Annotated in this window: 21 protein-coding genes; 15 read left to right on the top strand and 6 right to left on the bottom strand. The window is 59.8% G+C overall.

The window, feature by feature from the left end; all coding sequences use genetic code 11:
* The first annotated feature begins 13 nt into the window (after window positions 1–13).
* From AUP74_RS02040 to AUP74_RS01995, 10 genes are read left to right on the top strand one after another with little or no spacing between them, the layout of a single operon-like run.
* Entirely contained in the window at window positions 14–724 is a 711-nt protein-coding gene (locus AUP74_RS02040) for a thermostable hemolysin (protein ID WP_069946098.1), read from the top strand.
* Entirely contained in the window at window positions 715–2,199 is a 1,485-nt protein-coding gene (locus tag AUP74_RS02035; RefSeq protein WP_069946097.1) for an AMP-binding protein, read from the top strand. Before AUP74_RS02040 ends, AUP74_RS02035 begins: the two co-directional genes overlap by 10 nt.
* Window positions 2,196–2,873 carry a TenA family transcriptional regulator gene (locus AUP74_RS02030; protein ID WP_069946096.1) on the top strand — a complete coding sequence of 226 codons (678 nt, stop codon included), beginning with the start codon at window positions 2,196–2,198 and terminating at the stop codon, window positions 2,871–2,873. The genes AUP74_RS02035 and AUP74_RS02030 overlap by 4 nt, the downstream gene beginning before the upstream one ends.
* 1 nt (window position 2,874) lies before the next feature.
* The gene (locus AUP74_RS02025) at window positions 2,875–3,699 is read left to right on the top strand and encodes an SDR family oxidoreductase (RefSeq protein ID WP_069946095.1); all 825 of its coding nucleotides are present in this window, start codon (window positions 2,875–2,877) and stop codon (window positions 3,697–3,699) included.
* Window positions 3,696–4,349, top strand: a complete 654-nt coding sequence (locus AUP74_RS02020) for a tetratricopeptide repeat protein (protein ID WP_069946094.1) — start codon at window positions 3,696–3,698, stop codon at window positions 4,347–4,349. Before AUP74_RS02025 ends, AUP74_RS02020 begins: the two co-directional genes overlap by 4 nt.
* Entirely contained in the window at window positions 4,349–5,011 is a 663-nt protein-coding gene (locus AUP74_RS02015; protein WP_069946093.1) for a response regulator, read from the top strand. The genes AUP74_RS02020 and AUP74_RS02015 overlap by 1 nt, the downstream gene beginning before the upstream one ends.
* A complete protein-coding gene (locus tag AUP74_RS02010) occupies window positions 5,008–6,363 on the top strand; it encodes a sensor histidine kinase (RefSeq protein WP_069946092.1) in 1,356 nt (451 codons plus the stop codon). Before AUP74_RS02015 ends, AUP74_RS02010 begins: the two co-directional genes overlap by 4 nt.
* On the top strand, window positions 6,356–6,700 hold the full coding sequence (locus tag AUP74_RS02005; protein ID WP_083260765.1) for a cupredoxin domain-containing protein: 345 nt from the start codon (window positions 6,356–6,358) through the stop codon (window positions 6,698–6,700). Before AUP74_RS02010 ends, AUP74_RS02005 begins: the two co-directional genes overlap by 8 nt.
* A 19-nt stretch (window positions 6,701–6,719) precedes the next feature.
* Window positions 6,720–7,541: an FTR1 family protein gene (locus tag AUP74_RS02000; protein ID WP_069946090.1), complete on the top strand. Its 822-nt coding sequence runs from the start codon at window positions 6,720–6,722 to the stop codon at window positions 7,539–7,541.
* Window positions 7,522–8,259, top strand: a complete 738-nt coding sequence (locus AUP74_RS01995) for a hypothetical protein (RefSeq protein WP_069946089.1) — start codon at window positions 7,522–7,524, stop codon at window positions 8,257–8,259. The genes AUP74_RS02000 and AUP74_RS01995 overlap by 20 nt, the downstream gene beginning before the upstream one ends.
* Before the next feature lie 68 nt (window positions 8,260–8,327).
* On the opposite strand, the gene AUP74_RS01990 is transcribed toward AUP74_RS01995, so the two are convergent.
* The 3 genes from AUP74_RS01990 to AUP74_RS01980 form a co-directional block, all read right to left on the bottom strand.
* Entirely contained in the window at window positions 8,328–10,229 is a 1,902-nt protein-coding gene (locus AUP74_RS01990; protein ID WP_083260764.1) for an alpha-amylase family glycosyl hydrolase, read from the bottom strand.
* A gap of 57 nt (window positions 10,230–10,286) precedes the next feature.
* Window positions 10,287–12,722: a glycoside hydrolase family 31 protein gene (locus AUP74_RS01985; protein WP_069946088.1), complete on the bottom strand. Its 2,436-nt coding sequence runs from the start codon at window positions 12,720–12,722 to the stop codon at window positions 10,287–10,289.
* Between the two features lie 102 nt (window positions 12,723–12,824).
* A complete protein-coding gene (locus tag AUP74_RS01980; RefSeq protein ID WP_145924287.1) occupies window positions 12,825–14,675 on the bottom strand; it encodes a glycoside hydrolase family 13 protein in 1,851 nt (616 codons plus the stop codon).
* Between the two features lie 331 nt (window positions 14,676–15,006).
* Between AUP74_RS01980 and AUP74_RS01975 the strand changes: the two genes are divergently transcribed.
* Window positions 15,007–16,527: an MFS transporter gene (locus tag AUP74_RS01975; RefSeq protein WP_069946086.1), complete on the top strand. Its 1,521-nt coding sequence runs from the start codon at window positions 15,007–15,009 to the stop codon at window positions 16,525–16,527.
* Between the two features lie 158 nt (window positions 16,528–16,685).
* Window positions 16,686–18,083: an alanine/glycine:cation symporter family protein gene (locus tag AUP74_RS01970; protein ID WP_069946085.1), complete on the top strand. Its 1,398-nt coding sequence runs from the start codon at window positions 16,686–16,688 to the stop codon at window positions 18,081–18,083.
* Window positions 18,084–18,170: 87 nt separating this feature from the next.
* Here AUP74_RS01970 and AUP74_RS01965 read toward each other — a convergent pair whose 3' ends face one another.
* Window positions 18,171–18,824 (bottom strand): L,D-transpeptidase family protein, encoded by a 654-nt coding sequence (locus AUP74_RS01965; RefSeq protein WP_069946084.1) that lies wholly within the window; start codon window positions 18,822–18,824, stop codon window positions 18,171–18,173.
* A 499-nt stretch (window positions 18,825–19,323) separates the two neighbouring features.
* Between AUP74_RS01965 and AUP74_RS17295 the strand changes: the two genes are divergently transcribed.
* A complete protein-coding gene (locus AUP74_RS17295) occupies window positions 19,324–19,494 on the top strand; it encodes a hypothetical protein (RefSeq protein ID WP_158514523.1) in 171 nt (56 codons plus the stop codon).
* Window positions 19,495–19,712: 218 nt separating this feature from the next.
* On the opposite strand, the gene AUP74_RS01960 is transcribed toward AUP74_RS17295, so the two are convergent.
* On the bottom strand, window positions 19,713–21,365 hold the full coding sequence (locus tag AUP74_RS01960) for an alpha-amylase family glycosyl hydrolase (protein WP_069946083.1): 1,653 nt from the start codon (window positions 21,363–21,365) through the stop codon (window positions 19,713–19,715).
* A 103-nt stretch (window positions 21,366–21,468) separates the two neighbouring features.
* Window positions 21,469–24,198 carry an HTH-type transcriptional regulator MalT gene (gene malT / locus AUP74_RS01955; protein ID WP_069946082.1) on the bottom strand — a complete coding sequence of 910 codons (2,730 nt, stop codon included), beginning with the start codon at window positions 24,196–24,198 and terminating at the stop codon, window positions 21,469–21,471.
* A gap of 252 nt (window positions 24,199–24,450) precedes the next feature.
* Between malT and AUP74_RS01950 the strand changes: the two genes are divergently transcribed.
* Both AUP74_RS01950 and AUP74_RS01945 read left to right on the top strand, forming a co-directional pair.
* The gene (locus tag AUP74_RS01950; protein ID WP_069946081.1) at window positions 24,451–25,344 is read left to right on the top strand and encodes a hypothetical protein; all 894 of its coding nucleotides are present in this window, start codon (window positions 24,451–24,453) and stop codon (window positions 25,342–25,344) included.
* A 32-nt stretch (window positions 25,345–25,376) separates the two neighbouring features.
* Window positions 25,377–26,027 (top strand): MBL fold metallo-hydrolase, encoded by a 651-nt coding sequence (locus tag AUP74_RS01945; protein ID WP_069946080.1) that lies wholly within the window; start codon window positions 25,377–25,379, stop codon window positions 26,025–26,027.
* Window positions 26,028–26,033: the final 6 nt, after the last annotated feature.

Raw genomic sequence — 26,033 nt, 5'->3', positions numbered from 1 at the left:
ACGAGGTTGAGCCATGTCACTGGAATCCTGTCAGTACGCCGGGGCGGTCGAACCGGTGGGGCCTTCTGGACCCATCCTCGCGCCGCCGTTATTCGATCTTTTGACGCCGTATGACAGTGGGCGGCATGCGCTTGAGGGCTATATCGCCGCCAAGTTTGCCACGACCTACGGTGCCCGTATTCGGCATTTCTTGCCCTGCTTACTGGCTCTCCGCGGGGCTGACCAAACGCGGGCGGCTCTGGGCCTGCGCCGGGCCGGCCAGGAATCCCTGTTTCTGGAGCAGTATCTCGACGAGCCCATTGAGCAGCGTCTCGCCAGTGTTACCTTGCAGCCGGTCGAGCGCCACCAGGTGGTCGAGATTGGCAATCTGGTTGCCACCAGTCGCGGTGGAAGTCTGTACCTGTTCCTGATGCTGGCTGAACTGCTTCATGCCGCTGGCCTGACCTGGGCAATTTTCACCGCCACCCCTGAAGTACAGCAACTCCTGGGCAAGCTCGCCCGAGAACCACTGGCACTTTGTGAAGCCGATGGGCGGCGGCTCGGTGATGGTCTGTCCGAGTGGGGGAGTTATTACGAAACCCGTCCGGTCGTCACCGCGATCAATGTGCCGGCAGAGCGAGCGCGGCTACTGCGATTGCCTGCAATAAGATCAATGCTCGATGCCTATGCCACAGAGGCACAGTCACTCGCTCAGGTGTTGCGGAGGGCTCCAGCATGGAATTGATCGGAAAGACACTTGTCCAGGCACTGCAACAGCCGCCGAGTGATGCCCCGGCCCTGGAGGGTCGAGAAGAGCTGCTGACTTTCGGCCAGCTGCGCCAGCGTATCGGGCTGATGGCGGCACAGCTGCAGACACTGTCCCTGTCAGTCATCGGTCTGCATGCCGACAACGGTCCCCAGTGGCTTATTGCCGACCTGGCCTGTCAGCAGGCTGGCACGGTGCTGGTGCCTCTTCCGGGTTTTTTCTCTTCAGCCCAGCTATCGCACACCATTGTTGCAAGCGGCATGCAGGCCATTCTTACCGATGACTGTGAGCGCTTTACAACACTGCCGGAAACCGGGCAGGCGAAAGCCAACATCGATGATCTGGCACTGATTGAAATTCCAAAGGTGCGGACGGCAGCGCTGCCGCCTGAGACCTCCAAGGTGACTTTTACTTCCGGGTCCACGGGCGCGCCGCGAGGGGTCTGTCTCTCCAATGACACACAGCTGAACACAGCGGCGGCACTGGCCCGCGAGCTGCAAAGCCTCGGCTGTCGGCGCCACCTGTGTATCTTGCCGCTGGCCACCCTGCTCGAGAACGTGGCTGGTGCCTATACCAGCTGGCTCCTCGGCGGCCTGGTTATTGCCCCCGGGCTCGACAGCCTCGGGTTGAGCGGGAGCTCGCAGCTAGACATAGCCCGGCTGTGCAGCAGCATCGATCACCATCGTCCGCATAGTCTCATCCTGTTGCCGCAGATGCTCAAGCTGCTGGTGACGGCTGTTGACCGTGGCTGGAAAGCGCCACCCTCATTGAGATTCATCGCCGTGGGCGGCGGCAAAGTGGCCGCGGATCTGTTGTGCCGGGCTCGCCGTCTCGGACTGCCGGTATTTGAGGGCTATGGCCTCTCCGAGTGTGGCTCGGTAGTGGCATTGAATCTGCCCGGGGCCGATCACCCGGGAGCTGCAGGCAGGCCTCTGCCGCACTGTGAGATCAGGGTAAAAGACGGCGAAGTCCTGGTGCGCGGGCCGCGCTATCTGGGTTATCTGGATGAACTCGCCGATCCGGATGCGTGGCTGTCTACCGGAGACCTGGGAGCTCTGGATAAAGCGGGATTCCTGCATATTACCGGGCGTCGCAAGAATATCCTGATCAGCTCGTTTGGCCGCAACATCTCCCCCGAGTGGATCGAGAGCGAGGTATTACTTTCACCGACCATTGCCCAGTGTGTCGTTGTGGGGGATGACCGTCCCTATTGCAGCGCATTGATTTTCCCGCTCCCCGGCACGGACGAGGCGGCTGTCGATCAGTGGCTGGCCCGAGTCAATACCAAACTCCCCGATTACGCACAACTGCGTGAGTGGCGGCCGTTGCCGGAGCCGCTCACTTTCCAGGGGGCGTTGCTCACTGCTAACGGGCGACCGCGAAGAGGTGATATTGCCAGCACTTACGCCGATCTGATCGATTCCATGTACGAAACAGCGAGAGTCTCATCATGAAGTTTTTTGACCAGCTCCAGGAGCAAACCCGTGCCGCCCGGCAGGGACTGCTCGAAGTCCCGCTGATCCAGCGCGGAGCCCGCGGTGACCTGACCCGGGACGAATACATCGCCTTTCTCAGCCAGGCTTACCATCACGTCAAGCACACGGTGCCGCTGCTGATGGCCTGTGGCAGTCGTTTGACCGATCAGCAGGAATGGCTCCGCGAGGCGATTGCGGAATATATCGAAGAAGAGACCGGTCATCAGGAGTGGATCCTGAATGACATTACTGCCTGCGGTGGCGACGCTGAGGTGATACGCCGGAGTTCCCCCAATCTGTCGACCGAATTGATGGTGGCTTATGCCTACGACACCATTGCACGGGGTAATCCGCTCGGCTTTTTCGGCATGGTGCACGTGCTGGAAGGTACCAGTATCCAGCTCGCCGACAGCGCAGCCGGGGCGATCGCGGAGTCGCTGCAACTCCCGGAAAAGGCGTTCAGTTACCTGCGTTCACATGGCGCCCTGGACATCGGCCATGTGGAATTTTTCAAGGGTCTGATGAACCGCATCACCGATCCCGCAGACCAGCAAGCCATCATTCACAGTGCCCGGGTCATTTACAGACTCTACGGTGACATCTTCCGCGAAGTCGAACGGCAGGCGGCATTTCCGCAAACAGAGGTGGCCTGAAATGGGTGCCCGGCAAAAATCCCGCACTGTATTGCTGACCGGAGCCAGTGGCGGTCTCGGCAATGCCATTGCAAGGCTTCTGGCAGAGCGGGGTGACCGCTTGCTATTACAGGGACGCAACGTCGATCGACTGGAACAGTTGCGGCGCTCCCTCACTGACCCAGAACGTCACCGGGTACTGGCCGCCGACCTGCTCGATAGCGGCGGGCGACGGCAGCTGATGCAAATGTGCCGTGAGGAAGCGGGGCTCGATGTCCTGATCAATAATGCCGGCATCTCGCGCTTTGCGCTGCTGGGAGACCTGGCGGATCGTGAACTCGCCGATATTCTCCACACCAATCTTCTGGTGCCCATGACACTGACCCGCGATCTTCTCCCGTTGCTGGAGCAAAGTCCCGAGGGGGCGGTGATCAATATCGGCTCCGCTTTCGGTCATATTGGCCATCCGGGCTTTACGGCTTACAGCGCCAGCAAGGCGGGACTGTTCGCTTTTACTGAGGCGCTGCGGCGTGAGTGTGCCGACAGTGGTGTGCGTGTTCACTACCTTGCCCCGAGGGCCGTTGATACGGAACTGAATACGCCTGCGGTTCGCGCCCTGAACCGGGCACTGCGCAACAAATCCGACACGCCGGCTGTCGTCGCCAGGCAGTGCGCGGACCTGCTTCACCGACCTTCAGGGCAGCGCCGTTTTATCGGCTGGCCGGAGCGCCTTTTTATCAAGATCAACGCACTGTTCCCCAGCCTGGTGGACAGTGCCTTGTCGAAGAAACTGCCCGTCATCCGACGCTACGCGAAACAAGGTGACTTATCAGGAGAAGTCCTATGAAAAAGGCATTACTAGTCCGGCTGATAGCCGTTGCGCTGACTCTGGCCGTTGCTCCCCAGCTGTGGGCGGCTGATGCTTCACAGACCGTGCAGGAGCTGCAGCACGCCTGGGCACAGATCAAATACCGCACGCCGGAAAAGGAGCAGGCCGAGAAGTTCCAGCAGCTGTCGGAGCGGGCCCGTTCCGCTACCAGCGAGTTCAGTCACAGTGCCCCGGTCTGGGTCTGGAGTGGCATTATTCGCGCCTCCTACGCGGGGGCGAAGGGTGGGCTCGGTGCACTGTCTGCGGTCAAGGAAGCAAAAGCCGATCTGGAGCATGCCATCGCAATCGATGGCAGTGTGCTCGATGGGGCGGCCTTCACCAGCCTGGGTTCACTCTATTACCAGGTGCCCGGTTGGCCAATCGGCTTTGGCGATGATAAAAAAGCAGAGGAATATCTCCGCAAAGGTCTGGCGCTGGGCGAAGATGATATAGATGCCAATTACTTCTATGCCGACTATCTGTTCCAGAGTAAAGACTATGCTCGCGCACTGCAGTATGTGCAGCGTGCAGAAAACGCACCCCGTGATATGGCGCGGCCAGTAGCCAGTGAGGGACGGCTGGGTGAAATCAAAAGCCTGAAGGCAAAAATTGAAGGAAAACTGCATTAGTGCGCATTCTGCTGATCGAGGATGATGAATCGCTGGCTGACGGCATTGCCACCGCCCTGCGCCATGAGGCCTATGCGGTGGATTGCGCTCGCACCGGCAGGGAGGGTATTGCGCTGGCCCAGGCGGCCCACCCGGATCTCATCATTCTCGACCTCGGTCTGCCGGACGTGGATGGTATCGATGTACTGAAATCTCTGCGACAGAAGGGCGTCGGCTGCACGGTGATGATTCTCACAGCACGGGATGCGCTGACCGCCAAGATTCAGGGGCTGGATGCCGGTGCCGATGATTACCTCACCAAACCCTTTGCCGTGGATGAGTTACTCGCCAGGTTGCGGGCACTGGAGCGCCGTAGCGGTGCCAGTCGCAGCCCGGAGATAGTGATCGGCGAGGTAGCCATCAACACGGCCAGTCACGAAGTGCTGCTGAATGGCCAAACGGTAAAGCTTTCGCGGCGCGAGTTTGCGCTCCTGCGCGCTCTCGCCGAACGTCCGGGGCATATTCTCAGCCGCGAACAGCTGGAGGACAAACTCTACAGCTGGGGCGAGGAGGTCGCCAGTAATACGGTCGATGTCCATATCCATAACCTGCGCAAGAAAATCTATCCCGAGTTTATCCAGACCATTCGCGGCGTCGGTTACAAGCTGGGGCCCGGTCGGTGAGATCGATCCGGGTCTTCCTGCTGGTCGCGCTGTTATCGACGATTACTCTGGTCAATTTTCTGGCCGCCTTACATGGTTACCGGGAGAGTATGGCTGCAGCCCAGCAGCTGCTCGATCGCCAGCTTGCCGCCACTGCAGCGCTGTTGGAAAAGCTACCGTTGGAGCGGGTGCAAACGGAGTTGCCGGATGATGGTGAAGTCGCCCTGCAGCTGTGGAATGAGGCGGGTGAAAGTCTGCTGAAATCTGTCAACACGCCGGATCAGCCGATGGTCCCACTGGAAGAGGGTTACCGGGAGAACAATTTTGCGGGTTACCGCTGGCGGGTCTATACGCATTTTTCCCCTGAATCCGCACGCTGGATTCAGGTGGGCGAAAGGGCTGATCTGCGTTTTCAGTTGGCAGAGCGGGTGGTGCTCGAATCGGTGTTGCCCACGCTGCTGGCCCTGCCGCTGGCAGCATTACTGATCTGGCTGGTGATTGGGCGCGGTCTATCCAGCCTGCGAGAACTGGCGAGTGCATTGCGGCAGAAACGCGCCGAGGATCTGGAACCACTTCAGGTGTCAGAACCGCCTGAAGAATTGCAGCCGGTGATTCGCTCTACCAATGCACTGCTGACTCGTCTTGGTGCTTCCTTTGAGAGGGAACGTCGTTTCTCCGCAGATGCAGCCCATGAATTACGAACGCCGATCAGTGCCATTCAGGTGCATCTGCACAATCTGGAACAGGAACTTCAGGATGCGGGTCTTGCGGAGCGGTCTGGATCGCTGGAGAAACTGCGCCATAGCGTCACGAGAATGGCACAGCTTGTCGAGCAGATGCTGACCCTCTTCCGGACCAATCCGGAACATTATCCGACACGTCTTGAGACTCTGGACCTGCGGCAGCTTACCCGTGAGGTGATCACCGAGCGCTATGAACTTTTTTCGGCGAAACAGCAGAACATCTCCTTGCAGGGGGAAAGTGCAACCATTCAGGGTGATGCGTTCGCGCTGACACTGTTGATCAGTAACCTGTTAAGTAATGCCGGCAAGTACACGCCAGAGCGCGGCGAGATCCTGGTGACGACCGGAAGGACTGGGCGTGGAGCCTACATTCAGGTGGAAGATTCCGGGCCGGGTATCCCCGAGCAGGAGCGTGCCAGGATTTTCGAGCGATTTTATCGGGTCGGTGGCGATCGACACGCCAGTCATGCTGAAGGCAGCGGTCTCGGATTGTCGATCGTTGAGCATATCGCGCGCCTGCACCGAGCAGAAGTTCAACTGGACGACTCGCGTTTTGCCACAGGTCTCTCTATCCGGGTCTTTTTTCCGGCAGGCAGTGGCCGTGATTTTGATGGAGAAGAGAATGATTAAAAGGACTTTCTCCTGTCGATTTGTCCTGCTGCTGTGGTCCGTTTCAGTCGGGTTGAGTGCCGTGGCCGCTGAGCGCCCGGTGATCGAACTGGAGATTCGTGATCACCTGTTTCACCCAGCGGAAATTACTGTGCCTGCAAATACGAAAGTGAAGCTTATTGTCTACAACCGGGACCCGACTCCGGAGGAGTTCGAGAGTTATGAACTCAATCGGGAAAAAGTCATTATGGGAGGGCAGAGAGCGATCATTTTTATCGGGCCGCTGCCTCCGGGCGAGTATCCCTTTTTTGGTGAGTTCAACCCGAACACGGCCCAGGGCAAGGTCATTGTAAAGTGAAGCTCAGCGGCAGAGAGCCATGTTACTGAATACGGTCATTATTATATTGCGAGAGGTATTGGAGGCGGCATTGCTCATCAGCATCTTGCTGGTCATGAGCCGACGCCTGCGAATCGCCCCGCGTTGGCTGTCACTGTCTCTCTTGCTGGGCGGTGCTGTGGCTATCCTGGTAGGGACACAGTTGGGCTTCATTTCGGAACTTTTGGGTGGCGTTGGTCAGGAAATCTTCGATGCGTCATTACAGCTTGTTATCTATTTGCTGTTGTTATGCGTCACTGTGCTCTTGATCCGGTCCCACTATGGCGAGCAGAGTTCAGCAAAAACCATTGCTCTTGTCATGGGCGCGGCGGTGACTCTGGCTGTGATACGGGAGGGGTCGGAAATCTACCTGTATCTCTCCGCGTTTTTAGCCAGCCCGGATTTGCTGCCAGGTGTACTTAGTGGTGCTTTATTGGGTGCCGGAATCGGTTTCAGTATCGGTGCACTGTTCTATTACTTCCTGCTGGCTTTGCCACAGCGGTATACCCTCGGCGTGGCCTGTGGGCTAATGACCCTGGTCGCAGCGGGAATGTGCATTCAAGCGACCCAATTACTGATACAGGCCGATTGGCTGCCGGCCCAGTCACCCCTGTGGGATACCCGTCATTGGCTGCCGGAGGGCTCTGTCATTGGGCAGTTGCTGTATGCACTGGTGGGCTACGAAGCAAGCCCTTCGCCGGTGGAGGTCGGAATCTATCTTGTATCAGCGCTGCTGATGCTGGGCTTGCTGTTCTGGACCAGACACCGGGCTACGGTCAAGGCGAAAAAAGAGGAGCGAGCCAGTGCAGCCCCGATGGTCTGAACGAACAGCGCAGACGGCTCTCTTATCGATCATCCTGCAGCTGGCTTCAGGTTTTTCTTTTGCTGATGGGCTTGTAGTGGATCGGGTTTACGATCCCTACGTGCAACCGCTGGAGACAGAGCTCGAGTGGCGGGCGCTGGTGGTTCAGGATAAGGACAAGCCCGAGCTGGACGGTTTGCAGGTACATCGCCTCGGTGTCGGCTACGGCTTTACCGACCGGTGGTTCGGAGAGATTTACTTGATCGGCTCCGATGGCGGAGAGGAGGAGTTCGAGGTGGAAGCTGTCGAGCTGGAAGCCAAGTGGCAGCTGACGGAGCAGGGTGAATATGCAGCCGACTGGGGACTGCTGTTTGAGCTTGAAAGGGAAACCGGCGAGGATCAATGGGAGGGCGCTGCGACATTGCTGGCACTTCGGGAGTGGGGCCGATGGGTGGGTACTGCCAATCTGGCTTTCGGCTACGAATGGGGAGAGCGTATCGATAACGAGTGGGAGTCAGAATTACGCCTTCAAGGGCGCTACCGGTTACAGGAATCTTTTGAGCCGGCGCTGGAATTTTATGCCGGGGAAGACTACCGGGGGCTGGGGCCAATAGCGCGCGGTAGCCATCGTTTTTCCGATGCCCGCCGCCTGACATGGGAGTTCGGTGTGATTCTGGGGCTCACCGATGATAGCCCCGATCAGAGCTGGCGCCTGCTGGTGGAGTATGAGTTTTTCTGAGGGACCATTCCAATAAAAAAGGGGCGCAAACTTGCGCCCCTTTTCGGTCCAGCTTCAGGTATCAAAGCTTATCGCTGCAACTGCAGAATGTAGCCATTGACCGGGGCCAGTGCCAGTTGGATTTTCCCCTTTCCTTCACTGACAACCAGCTCTACCTCGGTCGTTTCGTCCAGTTGGTCTACCAGGCGGTAGCGGCCGTCCTCCAGTTGCCATGCTGACAGCACTTCCGACGGCACCTGCAGGGTCAGGTTCTTTTCTTCTTTGGCAAAGTTGGCGATTACCAGCAGCTTCTCGCTATCGGACCAGCGGGCAAAGGCATACTGTTGCTCACCGTAGCCCTCCCCATGCTCGCGATTGAATACGTGCAGGTCTGCGAAAGCGCCACGCAGCGCCTCGCTGTTGGTGGAGAAGTTGAGCAGCCGCTGATAGAACTCGCGCAGCGCTTTTTCCTCGTCAGTCAGCTGGCCACCGTCGAATTTACCTTCATTGACCCAGCGGCGCACAGTCGGCACTGACCAGTAGTCGAAGATGGTGGTGCGGCTCGCCTTGCCGAAGCCGGCATCTTCACTGGCCGGCTCAGCCAGCTCCTGACCGAAGTACACCAGCGTGGGGGCGGCGGACAGGGCTGTGGAGACGACCATACCCGGTTTACCCATCTCGGCGTCACCGGCGAATTCCGGACTGGCAATACGCTGCTCGTCGTGGTTCTCCAGGAAGCGCAGCATGTGTGGGGCGATGTCGGCCAGGCTGTCCTGAATCTCTACCACCTGGTCGATACTGCCTTTGCCCTCCATGACGGCACGTACTGTGTCGTAGGTGCCCACCTTGTCATAGAGGTAATCCATCTTGCCCAGGTGGATGTAGTCGCGATAGCGCTCCGGGGTATAGATTTCGGCGAGCAGCAGGGTTTCGGGATTGCGCGCCTTGATCGAGGAGTTCAGGTAGCTCCAGAACTCCACCGGTACCATGCCGGCCATATCGTAGCGGAAGCCATCGACCCCCATATCCTGCCAGTAATGGACGATGTCACGGAACTTCTCCCAGGAGTCCGGTACGTCCTTGTCGGCCCAGAAGGCTGCGTGCTCGGCAAAGCCCTTGTCGGCGAAGCCTTCCGGCAGTTCCGGGAAGTCCTTGCTGTCATCCGGGCGCACGCCGAAGTTGATCTTGACGGTTTCATACCAGTCATTGATGTCCGGCTGCGCTGCACGGGCGCCATTGCCGGTCCATTTGGCAGGGCTCTCTTCGAACTTGCCATCGACCAGCGGGTGCGTCTCGCCATTCAGTGGCTGGTATTCGTCACTCTCCGGAACCTTGAAGTCTTCGCCCACCACGTAATAGAAATTATTGTCGCGGGCGTAGGTGACGGTCTTATCGTCATCGGCACCGAAGTCACGGACACCTTCCGGTTTGTCGAGCGACTCATAAGCGCGAGCTACATGGTTGGGCACGATATCGATGACGACCTTGAGGCCGGCATCGTGGCTGCGCTTGATCAGATCGCGGAACTCCTGCAGCCGCTCGGCCGGGTTTTCCGCCAGATCCGGGTTGACGCTGTAGTAGTCCTTGATCGCATAGGGAGAGCCGGCTCGGCCCTTGACCACATCGGGATCATCGTTGCTGATGCCGTACTGGGTGTAGTCACCGACAACCGCATGGTGCAGAGCGCCGGTATACCAGATATGGGTGGCACCCAGCTTACGGATTGCCTCCAGGGCTTGCGGCGTAATGTCATTGAACTTGCCGACACCATTCTCTTCTATGGTGCCCCAGGGCTTGTTGGTCGCATTGGTATTGCCAAACAAGCGTGTCATCACCTGGTAGATAACCGGCTTTTCTTCCACCAGGGTAACCGCCTGAGGGGCTGTTGGGGGCTGCGCACTTCCCATGTCCCGAGGCGCCTGTTCTTCCTGGCTGCAGCCGAGAGCTGACAGCATCAGGCTTGCGGCAAAAAGCGTCTTGAGTTTCATCATCGTTCCTTAGTCATTGTTTTTTGAATCTGCCCTCCCGCAGGGGGCAATCTCAATCTGTCAGTGGCTGACGGTCAATGTCAGTGGCTGGTTGGACCACTGGAATTTAACCCGCAGCTGATTGTTCCGTTTGTCCAGCCAGGCGCCCTGTGTCGCGCGCTGGAAATCGCGTTCGCGGTCGAGGATCTCGAGCGGCTGGTCGCCGACTGCGATCGTAGAGTTGGCCATGTTCCAGTTGTGGATATTGAGGCTGATGGAGCGCTCTGCGGGCTCGCCCTGGTAACCACCACCCTCACGATCAAAATGGAACTGGATCCCATCGGCATCCCGCTTGGCAGCGAACTGCAACTTGGTGTAGCGGTCGCGCTGGAAGGCATCGACAGTTTTACCGTCATCCTCGTAGACGTAGCCTTCGGATTCCACCGCGGTGGGGTGGGCATAGTAATCCAGGGTCAGGTGTTTGCTGGTGTAATCGCGGGTTGTGGTGATGTCATCGATGGTGGGAATAAATGCACCGGCACGCACCAGTACCGGAATCGTTTCCAGGTCCACTTCAACTTCTGCATCACTGCCGCTGTACAGTTCGTCGCTCCAGTAATCGAACCAGACACCGCCGGGCAACTTTACGGTTACTTCGTCAATGCCGGCATCGGTAACTGGCGCCACCAGGAAGTCATTGCCCCACAGGTAGGCATCCTTGTAGTCGATCAGGTCCGGATTGCTTTCATCGGTGAAAAACAGCGGGCGCATCAGCGGCAGGCCAGACTGGCTGTTCTCGAATGCCAGCGTGTAGTTATAGGGGAGCAGGCGGTAGCGCAGTTTGACGAATTCGCGGGTGATATCGCGGGTCTTGCGATCGTGGAACACCGGTTCCGAGGCAATGTGATCCTGGGCGTGTGGGCGGTAAACAGGCTGGAAGACGCCGTACTGCAGCCAGCGGATATACAGCTCACGGTCGAACTCTTCGCCGCCGGCGAAACCACCAAGGTCGGAATGGGTGTAGCCAAAACCGAGCAGGCTCATCTGCAGGGCCAGCTCTACCTGCGGCTTGAGGCCGCCCCACTCCCGGGCCACATCACCCGTCCAGGGGATCATGCCGTAGCGCTGCGAGCCCGGGAAGCCGGCACGCATCATGATAAACGGGCGACGCTCGGGGTATCGCGCTGTCTGCTTGTCATGCAGCAGCTGGGCCCAGGTGTGGCCATAGCCATTGTGCACTTCATCGGCCATGCCGATTTTGTGCACGGTATCGGCGGGATGGACTTCGGGTTCGCCCAGGTCCCCCCACCAGCCTCCTACGCCCTGTTGCAGCAGGCCATCGTAGATACTCCAGAACCAGTCACCGGCGTCCTCGGAGAAAACGTCCACCAGGCCGGTGTTGCCGAAGTAGAAATCGAAGCGCTTGGGTTCGCCGGCCAGGTCTTTGGCCAGGGCATTGTTCTCCACGGCCTCGTCCCAGCGCTTGGAGGTGGTAAGGATAAAGGGCTCGGTCACCAAGATGGTGTTAATGCCGCGCTCCTTGAAATCCGCCATCATCTTTTGTGGCTGTGGGAAGGTATTGCGATCCCAGTCCAGGTTACCCATGTGGCCTTTGATATCGGGACCAAACCAGTACAGGTCCAGCACCACGGCGTCCAGCGGGAAATCCTCCTCGGCGAATTTGTCCACGGTGTCGCGCACTTCTTGTTCGCTGCGGTAGCCAAAGCGGGAGGCGAAGTTACCCAGGGCCCAGCGCGGTGGCAGCGGCTGTTTGCCGGTGACGTCGACGTAATTCTCGATCAGCTTCGGGTATGTCTTTCCCGCAACCACGATATAGGCGGTGCGCCCGGCCATGGCTTCGAACTGCAGCAGATCCTCTCGGCTGGCGCCCAGGTCCATATGGCCGGCGGCACTGTTATCGAACAGTAGTACGTATTTTTTGCTGCTCATCACCGCCGGCAGACTGAAATACATCTGCTCGGATTCGGTGGTGTAGCCGTAGTGAGCGCGATTGTAGAGCGGCAGTCGTTTGCCGCGGCGGTCCATGCCCAGCACGCGCTGACCGCCGCCAATCAATTTCTCGTCCTCGTCGAGGGTGAAGCGGAAGCCGCGGATGGTTTCCGTAGCGAAGAAGCCGCTCTCCTCGCGAATCAGTGGCTCTTCATCCCGAAGGTACTGGATTGAAAAAGGTGACTTCTGGATGACAGCCGTGAGTCCATCCAGTTCGAAGATCAACTCTTTGGGTGTCTCCTCCAGATTGGTATCGACGTCTGCGTGCTCAGTAGAGGCGATCGCGAAAGAGGGCAGCTGTTTGATGCCCTCGCGCTGATAGTGGACCTCGATGGAAGAATCATTTAATGGAGTCAGCGTTACCTGTGCATCACTGAGCTTGAGATTGAGCACATCGCCGTCCAGCGAGTGTTCGATATAGTCACGGGCCAGTGCACTCTGGAAAACTCCGGCACCAAGCAGGCCGATCAGCGCGCAGGAGCGCAATAGGGGATTGGCTGTCATCATCGCCTCTTATGATTGTTTCCCTCTCGCGGGGCTTTGCTTCATTAATCGATAGGTTTTGCGCCGCACCTGGAATCGGTCGCGGCGCCCGGGAATTTCTGCAGTCTATTCGAGCTCCAGCACCATTACCTCGCGGGCGGGGATGCTCAGTGTGTCGATGTCGTGCTGCTTGCCACTGATCACGTCTGTGGCCGATTTCTTACCGTTCATGACTTCGCTGAAGTGGCCGGTGGGAACAGCAAAGGGCTCGCTGCCTTTGTTGATTGCCACCATCACGGTCTTGTCGTCGTTGTAGCGGAAGTAAACGTAGGTGTCATTGAGCGGCGCGTAGTGCATCAGCTTGCCGTTGTGAACCACCGGATTGCGCTTACGCCAATTGAAGAGTTTCCGGGTGAAGGACTGGGCTTCTAGCTGCTCCTCGCTCAGGCCAGCGCCGGTAAATCCATTGGCTTTGTCACCCTGCCAGCCACCGGGGAAATCACTGCGGACAATGCCGTCGTCCCGCTGTTTGGGGCTTTCAAACAACAACTCGTCGCCATAAAAAAACTGCGGAATACCACGCATGGTGGCGATATACGCGATCGCCATGCGGTAGAGATTCAGATCCCCATCAAGCTGGCTATATAGACGGCTGGTATCGTGATTGCCGGCAAAGATGACCAGGCGGTTGGGGTTCGGGTATTCGAAGTCGTGCGCCAAGCCCTCATACATGGTGATGAGGCCGCTGTTCCAGCTCTCGCTATCCGCGAGGCCTTCGCGCAGCGCATAGTGCAGAGGGAAATCCATCATACTCTTGAGGCGCCCGCCACTGACCGCTTCGTCCTCTTTCCGCTGCCAGTGAGATACCAGGGCGGGACTTCGGGTCCACTCTTCACCGACGATGCTGAAATTGGGGTACTCGCGGTGAATTCGTGAAGCCCACTGCTGCAGAAAGTCGGGATCGGAATAGGCGTAGGTGTCTGCCCGGATACCGCTCAGGCCTGCGTACTCGATCCACCAGAGCGTATTCTGGATCAGGTAGTTGGCCACCAGCGGATGCCGTTGATTCATATCGGGCATGGAGTCGACAAACCACCCGTCCAGGAATCCGCGTTTGTCCACTTCGCTAGCGTAGGGGTCCACCGGGGTGAAGCGGCTGTGGTTGGTGATTTCAAATTCGCCTTTGTTGATGCCTTTGCCGTTGAGCCAGTCGCTATCGGGAAGGTCTTTCATCCACCAGTGGCCACTGCCGATATGGTTGAGAACCACATCCTGAATGATTCCCAGGCCCCTGGCATCGGCGGAGGCGACAAATTGGCGGAACTCTTCGTTGGAACCAAAGCGGGGATCGATCCGATAGTGGTCGGTGGCCGAATAGCCGTGATACGAGTAGCCGGGCTGGTCGTTTTCTACCAGTGGGTTGGGCCAGATGGCGGTGAAGCCCATCTCGGCAATGTAATCCAGGTGCTGCTGCATGCCGGCGATATCGCCGCCGTGGCGACCGCCGGGGTGCTGCCGGTTGGGGCCTTCCAGGGTGTCATCGCTGTTGTCGTTGCCCGGGTTGCCGTTGGCAAACCGGTCTGGGGTAATGAGATAGATTGCATCCCGACTGTCAAAGCCGCGGCGCGAGGCAGAGCCGGGCGTGCGTGACCGCAGTGTGTACTCGAAATTGAAGCGCGCTTTGCCTTTCTCTTTCAGTGCGATGTTGAAAGTGCCCGGATCGGTATCGGCGGCAATATTGAGGTTGATAAACAGGTAGTTGGGGTTTTCTACCGTTTCAGTACCGAGCACGGTGACATCCGCGGAGTTGGTCTCCGGCTCCAACCGGGAGATGTCGCGCCCGTACACCAGCAGCTGCAGGCTTTGCTCTGCCATCCCTGTCCACCAGAAGGGTGGTTCCACTCGCTCGGGTTCACTGGCCGTGACAGTGCCTGACAGGCTGATCAGAACCAGCGCCACTAAGTAAAGCTGCCGCATGATGGACTCCATTTCGCGCAAACTTGTCGTAACTGGGTATTGTCGCGCAGGGGGCGCGCTTCCGGCTCCCCCCTATGGCAGGGGGATACAGGGCCGGGAAGCAATGGTTGCGGTGTTCCGGCAGTCCCAGTCGCATTGGTCGTGACCGCCTGTTCTGTTGCGGTCGGGAAGTGCTTGCCTGGTCGGCCTCCTCCCCGGCCAGGGGGGGAGGGAGCTGGCTGGCCGCTCTGTCAGAATTGCCACATAACCATAATCACAGTCCGTCTGCGCGCCCCTGTCCCTGATGCGGTGCTGCCAGCGGAGCAAACCTCGGAAGAACAGCGGTGATTTTATGTCCCAAACAGAGTCTGGCGCGCCTGCGCAGTCAGTGAAACAGCCCAAACTGCCGTTCTGGCAGGTATGGAACGTCAGCTTCGGCTTCCTCGGCGTGCAGTTTGGCTTTGCCCTGCAGAATGCCAACGCCAGCCGGATTCTGTCCGATCTGGGGGCGGATCTGCACGCGCTGTCGCTGTTCTGGATCGTGGCACCGCTGATGGGCCTGATCGTACAGCCGATCGTGGGTTCGGCCTCCGACCGCACCTGGAGCCGCTTCGGCCGCCGCAACCCCTATATCCTGTTCGGCGCTATCGCCGCGGCACTGGGGATGGCCTTTATGCCCAATGCCGGCCTTGTGGTGGCCTTCATTGCGCCGATGTTATTCGGTGGGGTGATGCTGGCACTGATGGATGCGGCCTTCAACGTGACCATGCAGCCTTTCCGCGCGCTGGTTTCCGATATGGTGCCCTCGGAACAGCGGACCCTGGGCTATTCGATCCAGTCCCTGCTGATCAACGTCGGTGCGGTATTTGGCTCCATGTTGCCGTTCATCCTCACCAATGTGATCGGCCTCGATAACACTTCGCAGGCCGGCGAGGTGGCTCCCTCCGTGATCTGGGCCTTCTACATCGGCGCCACCGTGCTGCTGGGTTCGGTTCTCTGGACCGTATTCCGCACCAAAGAGTACTCACCGAAGGAATACAACGCGTACAAGGGGATCGATGCAGAGCAGCTGGCCGGCGAGCTGGCTGAGCGCAAGAGCCTGCTGGAGCGTCTGCAGGGCTTCACCAAGCTGCTGTTCAATATGCCCAAGACCATGCGCCAGCTGGCGGTGGTGCAGTTCTTCTCCTGGTTTGCCCTGTTCATTATGTGGGTCTACACCACTCCGGCGATCACCCAGCACGTCTGGGGTGTGGATGCCAAGTGGTTCGATCACGACTACCTGGCCACCGTGGGCCAGATCCCCGAGCATATCGCCGCGGCCAAAGGCGCTGCCGGTGACTGGGTGGGTATTATCTTTGCTGCCTACTCTCTCTTCGCGGCGATTTTCTCGATCGCGCTCACCAAAATTGCCGGCACCTTCGGCCGCAAGCCCACATACGCCCTGTCCCTGCTGCTGGGCGGCCTCGGCTATATCAGCTTCCTGATGTTCCAGGGCGGCGAGCTCACGCAGGTGAACCTGCTGATTACCGAAGTCACCGTACCCAGTGGTGCGCTGGGACTGTTGCTGCCCATGATCGGTGTCGGCATCGCCTGGGCGGCAATCCTCGCCATGCCTTACGCGATCCTGTCTGACTCCCTGCCGGCCAGTAAGACCGGTGTGTACATGGGTATTTTCAACTTCACCATCGCTGCGCCGCAGATTCTCTCGGCCCTGGTCGCCGGTCCGATCCTGCACGGTGTGTTCGGCAACGAGGCCATCTACATCATTGTGCTGGCTGGTGTGTTCATGATTCTCGGTGCCATCTCGGTATTCTTCGTCCGCGAGCCGGAAGTGGAGGTGGACACCCTGGAGCCCGAGCCGGTGGTCGCCTGATCAGCCTGCTCTGAACTTAATGAAAAAGCCCCTCGTCGAGGGGCTTTTTTGTATCTGCGCAGGACCGGTTGCGGGCAGGTCTGTGACTGGTAGTGCTTTGACAACCACAACTCCCGCTTCATAGACTGACCGATCAAAAATTACTGACCAAAAAATCCATGTCATTTTTACAGTCTGTCGATGCGGCGCTGGCCGCTTTTGCTTCCTTTGTCTGGGGGACCCCGCTGCTGGTGTTGTTGGTGGGTGGAGGTCTCTACCTGCTGATCGTTTCCAAAGGGCGTCCCTACCGCCACCTGGGCCACAGCGTCGACCTGCTGATGGGCAAGTACGATGACCCCAATGATCCGGGTCAGGTTCCGCACCGGCAGGCGCTGTCGACGGCACTCTCCGGCACGCTGGGTCTCGGCAATATTGCCGGTGTGGCGATTGCCATCAGTACCGGTGGTCCCGGGGCCATCTTCTGGATGTGGGTGACAGCCCTTGTGGGGGTGGCCACCAAGTTTTATACCGCGACCCTGTCGGTGATGTACCGCGGTCGCGATGCGGCAGGTGAGCTGCAGGGTGGTCCCATGTACGTGATCCGTGAGGGGCTCGGCCGCAGATGGATGCCATTGGCCTTCCTGTTTGCGATTGCGGGCCTGTGCGGCATGCTGCCCGTATTCCAGTCGAACCAGACAGTGCAGTTGCTGCGGGAGTCGTTTGCTGTGCCGCTGGGCATGGTGTCTGGGGATGGCTCCATGTTGTTCGACTTCGTTGTCGGGGTGGTGCTGGCGATTGCCGCACTGGTGGTGATTGCCGGGCGCATTCAGCGTATCGGCAAGTTTGCCGTGCGCATCGTGCCGGGCATGGTGATTTTTTATCTCGCTCTGACCCTGATTGTGATCGGTTATTTCTGGCAGCAGGTACCGGCGGCCTTTGCACTGATATTCAGTGATGCCTTCAGTGGCCAGGCGGTGGCCGGCGGCGCACTGGGCGCGGTGATTGCTACTGGCATCAGTCGCGGGGCATTTTCCAATGAGGCCGGTATCGGTACCGAATCCCTGGCTCATGGTGCGGCCAAAACCCGCGAGCCGATTCGCGAGGGTGTGGTGGCCATGGTCGGGCCGATCATCGATACCCTGGTGATCTGCACCTGTACTGCGCTGGTGATTCTGCTTACCGGTGTCTGGGAGCACGGCGCCGGCATCGAGGGGGTATCCCTCACTGCGGAGGCTTTCTCGCAAGTGTTCGGTGGCTGGGGGCCATTGCTGCTGTTACTGATGGTATTGCCGCTGGCTTTCAGTACCATCGTCACCTTCTGGTATTACGGTGTGAAGTGTTTTGTATTCCTGTTTGGTGCGCGCTGGCAGGGGCTTTATACCGCGGCTTATATTGCCCTGATTGTGATCGGTGCGGTGGCTTCGCTGAATGCGGTCAACAGCATCATTATCGGCATGTACGCCATCATGGCTATCCCCACCATGACTTCGACACTGTTGCTGGCCAAGCGGGTGAATCGCGCTGCGCACGATTACTTTACGGCGCAGGAGCTCGAGGGGACGGTGAAAGAGACCTGATCAGCCGATCGGTTTATTAACAAAAAAGCCGGAGCAGTTGCTCCGGCTTTTTGTTTCCTCGTGTTGAGTTCATAGCGGTGAGACCGCTCAGGGCACAATGCTCACCTTGGTGCCGACGGTTGCATGGGCGAAGAAGATTTTCGCCATATGCCAGGGCAAGCGGATGCAGCCATGGGAAGCCGGATAGCCCGGCACGTAACCCGCGTGCATGCTGACGGGGCCGTTTACCCGCATCATGTAATCCATGGAGGCTCCGCGGAATACCGATCCGGGCGGGCGGCGGTCGCGGCGCACGTCCACGTTACTGCGCAGCACATAGCCGCTGCGGCTGACATAGTGACCGTATAGGTTGGAGCGGTGATTGACCTTCTTCTCGGAAATACGGAAGCTGCCGGCAGGGGTGCGGTGACCGGCTTTGCCGGTTGACACCGGAGACATGCCCGCCAGGCGGCCGCCCTTGTAGAAATAGGCCATCTGCTCACTGAGGTCGATCTTGATATGCGGCGTTCCGCCTGTCACATCATGCCGCCACCAGGATCTGTTGGTGAATCGCATGGCGTTGTTGTGCATCTGTGGCGAAGTGCCTTGAGAGTTGCGGTAATAGTTTCGCACCCAGGGTGGTGGGTTGTTGGGATCGCGGTAGTCCCGTGCCTCCGTTATCGGTGAGACCAGCGGGATGCTGCTGAGGGCCAGCAGCGCGGCGAGGGTCGAGCGTTTCAGCAGTGAAAAACAGGTTTGCATTGCGCACCTCTCTTTGCAAACTTCAGCCAGTTGCCAAACTGATCCGACTGCGTCTGCTTGCAGGGCACAGGCGTACGCAACCGCGAAATCGCGGTCGATGGTCGGTCAGGTTTTCCCCAGCGCAGCGATCCGGTGTTTCCCAGCTTGGCTGCAGAGTGGGCACGCAGCGGTGTCAGCCGCAGCGAGTGGTTCCAAGGCTAAAGTGGAAAAATGCGCCGTCTTACATCGTTTGGATCTTTTTGAGGTCGCTCATAGAGCGAATAGATCAGTCACGCTGGCAATTTCGTGTTCTCACCTGTGGCGGCCTGCACGGGCGCACCTCTGTAGCAGCGCTGACATCGAGCGTGCCGAGCCCCACCACTGAAGTGCGACCCGCTTGCGAAAAGCGCTGCTCTGCGGTCGGCAGTGGGGGGCGCTCACTGCTGTTTTTGGTTTCCTCGGCCAGCACTCTGGGGTAACGTTTCCCGGGTTCGGAGTTGCGAAGAGAGAACAGAACAAGATGAGTACACACAAACGCTGGATACTGGTGTTGATGTGCCTGCTGGGCGCGATCTCCTGTTACATCTACGGCCTGCCGCAGGGCAGCGTGGTATTCCTGGGGTTGGGGATGCTGTTTGAAGCGACCTTCTGGGTTGGTGTCAGTCGTCGCCGGCGTAAAAACACCAAGTAATCAGTGGAATCGGAGCCGCGGTTGCCACTTGTCGATGCGCGGCGAGCGTAAATTACGGGTAAAAAAAAGCCGGCACAGGGCCGGCATCGATAAAAGCTCGGAAAGAGAGCTAAAACTTGCGCAAACAACTCGGGGAAGAGTTAGAGCAAGGGAAAGAGTGAAATGCCCCGGTTGACGAATGGCGGTACGGCACCGGGGCACTTCGGAAACAATCTTCTTTAAACGCTCCGCTTCAGCACGCGGGCGCCCGCTACGGGCAGCGTCAGCTGGCCATCTGCCACCGCGCCACCAAACATGGCCGGTGTGATGTCCTCGGCATCGGCGAACTCCGCCGGCACTGCCAGGGCTTCGTCGTTTTTGCCCAGGTTGAGGGCGACAAAGAATTCCTCAGTGTCGGTACGGCGGTAGAACACCAGCAGGTCGTTGCCGGTATCCACCACTTCCTGTTCGGCCTTGGCCAGACCGGGCCACTGACGGTGCCAGTCCAGCAGGGTGCGGAAGCGATTCAGCATGGAGTTCTGATCGTCCTCCTGCACGCTCACCGCCTTGTGGTGATGTTCTTCCGGAACCGGCAGCCACGGCTTCACCTTGGAGAAACCGGCGTTGATCTCACCGTGATTGACCCAGGGCATGGGGGTGCGACAGCCGTCGCGGCCCTTGAATTCCGGCCACAGGTTGATGCCGTATGGATCCTGCAGGTCCTCGAAAGCAATCTCTGCTTCTTCCAGGCCCAGCTCCTCACCCTGGTAGAGACACACGCTGCCGCGCAGGCTGAGCTGCATCAGCAGGAACAGCGGTACGCGGGCGAACGCCTGCTCGCTATCGAAGCCCTTGTTCCAGCGGCTCATGGGGCGCGGTACATCGTGGTTGCTGATGGACCAGCACGGCCAGCCTTCGTTGATCACCCGCTGGTTCTTGCGCAGGGTCTCGCGCAGGAACTCGGCGCTGCAGTCTTCCGACAGCAGGTCGAAAGAGTAAGCCATATGCAGCCGGTTTTCGGTGGTGTAGTCGGCCATGATCTTGTGGGTGTTATCGTCACCCACTTCGCCAACGGTCACCGTCTCCGGGTACTGATCCAGCAGTTCGCGTACGCGCTGCAGGAACACCAGGTTTTCGGGCTGGGATTTGTCGTAAATATGCCACTGGTAGTGATAGGTATTCACCGGCGGCAGGCCCTTCTCGTCCAGTTCCAGCGGGCGTGCGGGATTGTCCTGCAGCGAGCGGTTGTGGAACGCGTGGTTGATCGCATCGAGACGGAAACCGTCCACGCCGCGGTCGAGCCAGAATTTCATGTCCGCCAGCAGCTGTTCCTGAACTTCCGGGTTGTGCAGGTTCAGGTCCGGCTGCTCCTTCAGGAAGTTGGTCAGGTAGTACTGGCGGCGACGGGTGCACCAGCGCCAGGCGCTGCCGCCAAAGTTGGACATCCAGTTGTTGGGTGCGCTGCCGTCCGGCTTGGGATCCGCCCATACGTACCAGTCGGCCTTGGCGTTGTCGCGGCTGGAGCGGCTCTCTTCGAACCAGGGGTGCTGGTCGGAGGAGTGGCTGAGGATCTGGTCGATGATGATCTTGAGGCCGCGCTCGTGCGCCGCTTCGATCAGTCGGTCGAAGTCTTCCAGATTGCCAAACAGCGGGTCCACGTCCCGGTAATCGGAAACGTCGTAACCGAAGTCGGCCATCGGGGACTTGAAGAACGGCGAAATCCAGATGGCGTCCACGCCGATGGATTTCACGTAGTCGAGTTTCTGGGTGATACCGGGCAGGTCGCCGATACCGTCGCCATTGGCGTCGCAGAAACTGCGAGGATAGATCTGGTAGATAACGCTGTTACGCCACCACTCCGCGTTGGTGGTGCTAATGGTGTTACCGCTCATAACTACAGCCCGTAGGATTGCCGTTCTTTAGGATAGGGTGGAGTATGAAGGCGCCGGCGGGCCGGCGCCTCATCCCTGACAGGGGGGGGAGGGTGGTAGAAAGTCAGGTTTGGTCCGAGGGCTGATCCTGCACCGAGCGCAGCATCTGCTCCGCCAGGGCGATGGCCTCCTGCCGATCTTTCACATCCAGCTTCTGATACAGGCTGCGGATATGGGTCTTGATGGTGCTGGGCGCTACCTTGAAGTGCCGGGCGATGCGCTCGTTAGAGAGGCCCGAGTGGATCGCGTTCAGTACCTGCCATTCCCGTGGTGTCAGCGGCGAGTGGCGCAGGAAGTCCGGCACCGCGTCGCTGTCGAGGATCTCGCGGATGATGGTCTCGTCCAGCTCGATGCGGATGCCGCCGTCCAGTTCCGGCTGCGCCTGGGCCTGCCGGATCAGTTCCTGGGCCTTGTCCCGCTCCGCATCGGGCAGCTCCTCTTCTTCCAGTACGGCCTTGAGGATCACGATCAGCGGCTTGCCCACCTGCAGGAAGCTGGCGGTGAAGTCCCGCTCGGCGCCAATGCTAAGGGCCTCACGGATAGCCTGAACTGCAGCCTCGCGCTGTTGGCGTAGCCACAAGAGGTGGGCCTCCAGAACCAGGTTGCGCAGACAGTCCGTGACCAGTCCGCAATCCCGGGCCACCTGCTGCAGGCGGGTGATCAGGCGGTTTGCATCGGACCAGCGGGTCAGCTCGATCAGAGCCCGCACGTGGTTGCGGCCGTGGCACTGTTCGAAGTGGTTGCTGGGGCGGTCGGCCACCGGCTGCGCCTGCTCCTGCCAGGCGGCGATCGCCTTCTGGTCGCCAAGGGCGCGCCACACGCGGATGCGCGCCGAGTCGGCATTGGCGACCCAGTCCCGATGATACTGTTCGCCACTCAGCAGGTGGTCGATACGGGACAGCCACTCCAGCGACTCCTCCCTTTCACCGCGGGCCTGGGCGACCTTGAGCAGCAGCGTGTATTCAGGCAGCAGCCAGCGCTCGCCCACCTTGCGGTTGATCTGCATGCCGTGGCGGGCGGCGGCGGCCGCCTCGTCCAGGTCGCCGCGCTCCCAGGCCAGCTGGCCACGCAGGCGGCAGATGAATTCGGAAATGGGAAGGCCGGTCAGATGCTGCTCTTCCACCAGCCGGGCAGCGCGCTCACGCAACCCGTCTGCCTTCTTCAGCAGGCCCTGGGCAATGGCAATCTCGGTCTGCTGGCAGATGGCCCAGGCGGCACTGGGGAAATCCTGCTCCGACATGGCCAGTGCTTCCACTTCTCCCATGTAGTTGGAGCCCTCGTCCAGCTCGCCGAGGCAGAAGCTGGTCTCGCCGGTCACCAGCAGGGCGGCGATGCGCTCGCCCTGCTGATCCGGGCGCAGCAGTTCGAGGGCTGCCTCTGCATACTCCTTGGCCACCAGCGTGCGGCCCTTGGCCACGGCTGTCTGGGCGCGCATGGTGGCAAACGCCCCCTCGAAGTCGCTCCACTGCGCTGGATCCTCCCGCTGGAGCCAGCTCTCGGCTGCAGACAGATACTTCTTGCAGCGATCGTAATCGAAGTTGTCTCTGGCCATCTTGGCCGCGAGCAGGGTGAAGCGGGCGTTGCGCTTCAGAGTCTCGCCGCCGAGCCAGTCGAGGCAGTCGTTGAGTACCCGGGTCTGGCCCTCGCGCAGCAGCTGTTCGCCGTGGATGATGAGGAGTTTCTGCAGGCCCTCGCCATCCTCGGCGGCGAGGCTGTGGCGCAGGGCTTCCAGTGGCTGTTCGAGGCTCTGCCAGGTGTCACTGGCGAGACGGTGTAGCGCATAGCGGCGCTGCTTGTCGGTCAGCTGGCGCTGCAGGAAGCGGGCAAATACCGGGTGGTAGCGGAACCACTGGCGGCTCGAATCCTGGGCCTGCAGGAAGAGTCCCCGCCGCGCCACTTGCTCCAGCAATTGCTGGCCGTCCTCGAGGCCGGTGAGCTGCTCAGCCAGGCGCGCGTTGACGCGGGTGAGAATCGAGGTGCAGGCCAGCAGCTCGCGCAAATCCGGCTCCAGTCGCTCCAGGACTTCTTCCGCCAGGTAGTCGAGAATATGGCTGTGGCCCTGCTCCAGCTCTCCCAGGTAGCGGTCCACCTCCTCGCGGTCCCGCACCGACAGGGCAAACAGTTGTACCGCCGGCGGCCAGCCCTCGCTCAGCTGATGCAGTTGCTGTACCCGGTCACTCTCCAGGGTGAAGGGCAGGCGCTGGTTGAGCAGTTGGGAGATCTCGTCGCAGTTCAGTGCCAGTTCCGCGCTGCCAAGTTCCAGCAGGCGTCCCTGTACTCGCAGGGACGCCAGTCCCAGGGGTGGCTGGCTGCGGCTGGTCAGTACCACCCCGATACCCGCGGGGGCATGTCTGAGCAGGAAGCGGGTGGCGTGGTGGACCGCCTCGTTATCGATCTGGTGGTAGTCATCGAGGACGATACGCAGTTCGTCGGGGTGGCCGCGCAGCTCCGCCAGCATCTGGCTGATCACGATGGCCGGATCCGGGCGCTGTTGGGCTGCCAGCAGGGCGTGGGTTTCCGGAGTGCCGTTGCCAGTGGCGCGGTGCACGCTTTCCACCAGGTAGCGGCAGAATTGGGTGGGCTCATTGTCGCTGCTGTCGAGCGAATACCAGGCCACCGGTGTGTCCTGTGAAGCGGCCCAGGAAGAGACCAGTGTGGTCTTGCCGTAACCGGCGGGGGCGGTCACCAGCAGCAATTGTTCGCTGGAGCTCCCCTGCAGCAAGTCGAGCAGGCGTGGTCGGGCCAGGGTGTGTTCGGGGCAATCCGGCAGACTGTATTTTGAGGTCAGTAGCATCGCTGGGTGCAGGGCCGTCTTTGATGTTTGATTTTTGTACAGACGTGATTATGCATCATAACTCTGCCATGGTGACAGTTCCCCGGCATCCCCCTGCTGTCCGGCGTAGGGCGGGCTTTCTTTGCAAAGCGCAGGGCAAATGGTACTTTTGACCGATTAAGCGGTGCCCACTACATATAAAGATGGCGCAGGGCTCTGATCGTGGTCAGGCAGAGTGAAGCGCTGCAACAGAAAAAGAATCAGGGGCGGATCATGGCGGATATCATCATTCTGGCAGCGCCGGGCATGGGCGCGGTAGACAGCGACTTTGCCGAGCCGGTCTTTAAGACTTTACGAGAAGGCCTCGGCGAGGACTGGTCGAGAATCTACTGCGACACGCTGGTGTGCCAGGAGCACCTGCAACCCAGCATCGAGCGCGTCTTCGAGGGCATGCAGAAGCGGGATATGGAGTTTCTCCGCGCACGCAAGTTCATGCTCTACGGGATGGCCGAGAGCGCGGCCCAGCTGGCCGACGTTCAGCAGCATGGTGGCAATTACGAGAAGAGCCAGGAAGCCATCTATAAAGTCCTGGATCAGGCCAGCAAGCGCGCCGGTGAGAATACGCCGGTCATCTTGATCAGCCATTCGGTCAGCTGTGTGACCCTTTCCAATTACCTCTGGGACGCCCAGCGCCCCTCGGTCAATCACGGCATCTGGCGTGACGGCGGGCCGCGCGGTGTGCACAAGGGCTCTGCCAGGGACCTGTTCCTGCGCCTCAAGACCCTCAGTTACTGGTACACCCTGGGCCCCACCAACCCACTCTGGTGTGCCGGTCTGTCCAGGGACCAGATTCAGGCGGTCATCTCGGAAACCCGCGGCTATCGCTTCCAGTGGAAGAATTTCTACCATCCGGACGACCTGTTCGGCTGGCCCCTCAAGCCCCTGAGCCCATCGTACAACCAGGCGGTTTATCGCGACTACGAGACGGTCCCGCTCACAGACTGGCGCTCTGCCAACGGGGGGCCACAGCTGGGCGCTCACGGTGGCTACTGGACCGCGCCGATCGTGCACGAGAAACTGCTGGCCGATGTGCGCGAGCTACTGGAGAAGCAGGCGCGGCGACGGGTCAGAACCCCGGCGCGAACTCGGGCCGCTGCCACGGTATAATCCGGCGCACATTCTCTGGCAGCGGATTTTCTATGGCTCTGCAATTTCACACGGTCCCGGTCACACCTTTCCAGCAGAATTGCACACTCCTGTGGTGCGATCAGACCATGCGGGCCGCCGTGGTGGATCCCGGCGGCGACCTGGAGCGCATCCTGTCTGCCGTGGAAGAGCGGGGCCTGACGCTGGAAAAAATCCTGCTCACCCACGGTCACCTGGATCACGTCGGTGGAACGGCGGCCCTGGTGGCCCAGAAGCAGCTACCGGTGGAAGGGCCGCATCGGGAAGATGCCTTCTGGATCGAGCAGCTGCCCATGCAGGCGCAGATGTTCGGCTTTCCGGCGGTTGAGACTTTTACTCCGGATCGCTGGCTGGAGCAGGGTGACACCGTGACCGTGGGTGATGAAACACTGGAGGTCCATCACTGCCCCGGCCACACCCCGGGGCATGTGATCTTTTTCCACCGCCCCAGTAACCTGGCGCTGGTCGGCGACGTCCTGTTTGCGGGCTCCATTGGCCGCACGGATTTTCCCAAAGGCGATCACGACACCCTGATCCGCTCCATTACCGAAAAGCTCTGGCCGCTGGGGGATGAAGTGCGCTTTGTTCCCGGCCATGGCCCCATGTCCACCTTTGGCCAGGAGCGGCAGACCAATCCGTTCGTGGCCGACAAGCGTTTCGGGTGAGACATT

It is taken from the genome of Microbulbifer aggregans, from assembly GCF_001750105.1.
In the GTDB taxonomy this organism is placed as follows: domain Bacteria; phylum Pseudomonadota; class Gammaproteobacteria; order Pseudomonadales; family Cellvibrionaceae; genus Microbulbifer; species Microbulbifer aggregans.
Note: the sequence above shows the minus strand (reverse complement) of the source record. Positions and strands in the feature narration are given on the sequence as shown.

Excerpts from the sequence above, each read along its gene's own strand:
- AUP74_RS02040 (WP_069946098.1), top strand. The coding sequence starts at position 14 with ATGTCACTGGAATCCTGTCAGTACGCCGGGGCGGTCGAACCGGTGGGG.
- AUP74_RS02035 (WP_069946097.1), top strand. The coding sequence starts at position 715 with ATGGAATTGATCGGAAAGACACTTGTCCAGGCACTGCAACAGCCGCCG.
- AUP74_RS02030 (WP_069946096.1), top strand. The coding sequence starts at position 2,196 with ATGAAGTTTTTTGACCAGCTCCAGGAGCAAACCCGTGCCGCCCGGCAG.
- AUP74_RS02025 (WP_069946095.1), top strand. The coding sequence starts at position 2,875 with ATGGGTGCCCGGCAAAAATCCCGCACTGTATTGCTGACCGGAGCCAGT.
- AUP74_RS02020 (WP_069946094.1), top strand. The coding sequence starts at position 3,696 with ATGAAAAAGGCATTACTAGTCCGGCTGATAGCCGTTGCGCTGACTCTG.
- AUP74_RS02005 (WP_083260765.1), top strand. The coding sequence starts at position 6,356 with ATGATTAAAAGGACTTTCTCCTGTCGATTTGTCCTGCTGCTGTGGTCC.
- AUP74_RS02000 (WP_069946090.1), top strand. The coding sequence starts at position 6,720 with ATGTTACTGAATACGGTCATTATTATATTGCGAGAGGTATTGGAGGCG.
- AUP74_RS01990 (WP_083260764.1), bottom strand. The coding sequence starts at position 10,229 with ATGATGAAACTCAAGACGCTTTTTGCCGCAAGCCTGATGCTGTCAGCT.
- AUP74_RS01985 (WP_069946088.1), bottom strand. The coding sequence starts at position 12,722 with ATGATGACAGCCAATCCCCTATTGCGCTCCTGCGCGCTGATCGGCCTG.
- AUP74_RS01980 (WP_145924287.1), bottom strand. The coding sequence starts at position 14,675 with ATGCGGCAGCTTTACTTAGTGGCGCTGGTTCTGATCAGCCTGTCAGGC.
- AUP74_RS01975 (WP_069946086.1), top strand. The coding sequence starts at position 15,007 with ATGTCCCAAACAGAGTCTGGCGCGCCTGCGCAGTCAGTGAAACAGCCC.
- AUP74_RS01970 (WP_069946085.1), top strand. The coding sequence starts at position 16,686 with ATGTCATTTTTACAGTCTGTCGATGCGGCGCTGGCCGCTTTTGCTTCC.
- AUP74_RS01965 (WP_069946084.1), bottom strand. The coding sequence starts at position 18,824 with ATGCAAACCTGTTTTTCACTGCTGAAACGCTCGACCCTCGCCGCGCTG.
- AUP74_RS17295 (WP_158514523.1), top strand. The coding sequence starts at position 19,324 with ATGAGTACACACAAACGCTGGATACTGGTGTTGATGTGCCTGCTGGGC.
- AUP74_RS01960 (WP_069946083.1), bottom strand. The coding sequence starts at position 21,365 with ATGAGCGGTAACACCATTAGCACCACCAACGCGGAGTGGTGGCGTAAC.
- malT (WP_069946082.1), bottom strand. The coding sequence starts at position 24,198 with ATGCTACTGACCTCAAAATACAGTCTGCCGGATTGCCCCGAACACACC.
- AUP74_RS01950 (WP_069946081.1), top strand. The coding sequence starts at position 24,451 with ATGGCGGATATCATCATTCTGGCAGCGCCGGGCATGGGCGCGGTAGAC.
- AUP74_RS01945 (WP_069946080.1), top strand. The coding sequence starts at position 25,377 with ATGGCTCTGCAATTTCACACGGTCCCGGTCACACCTTTCCAGCAGAAT.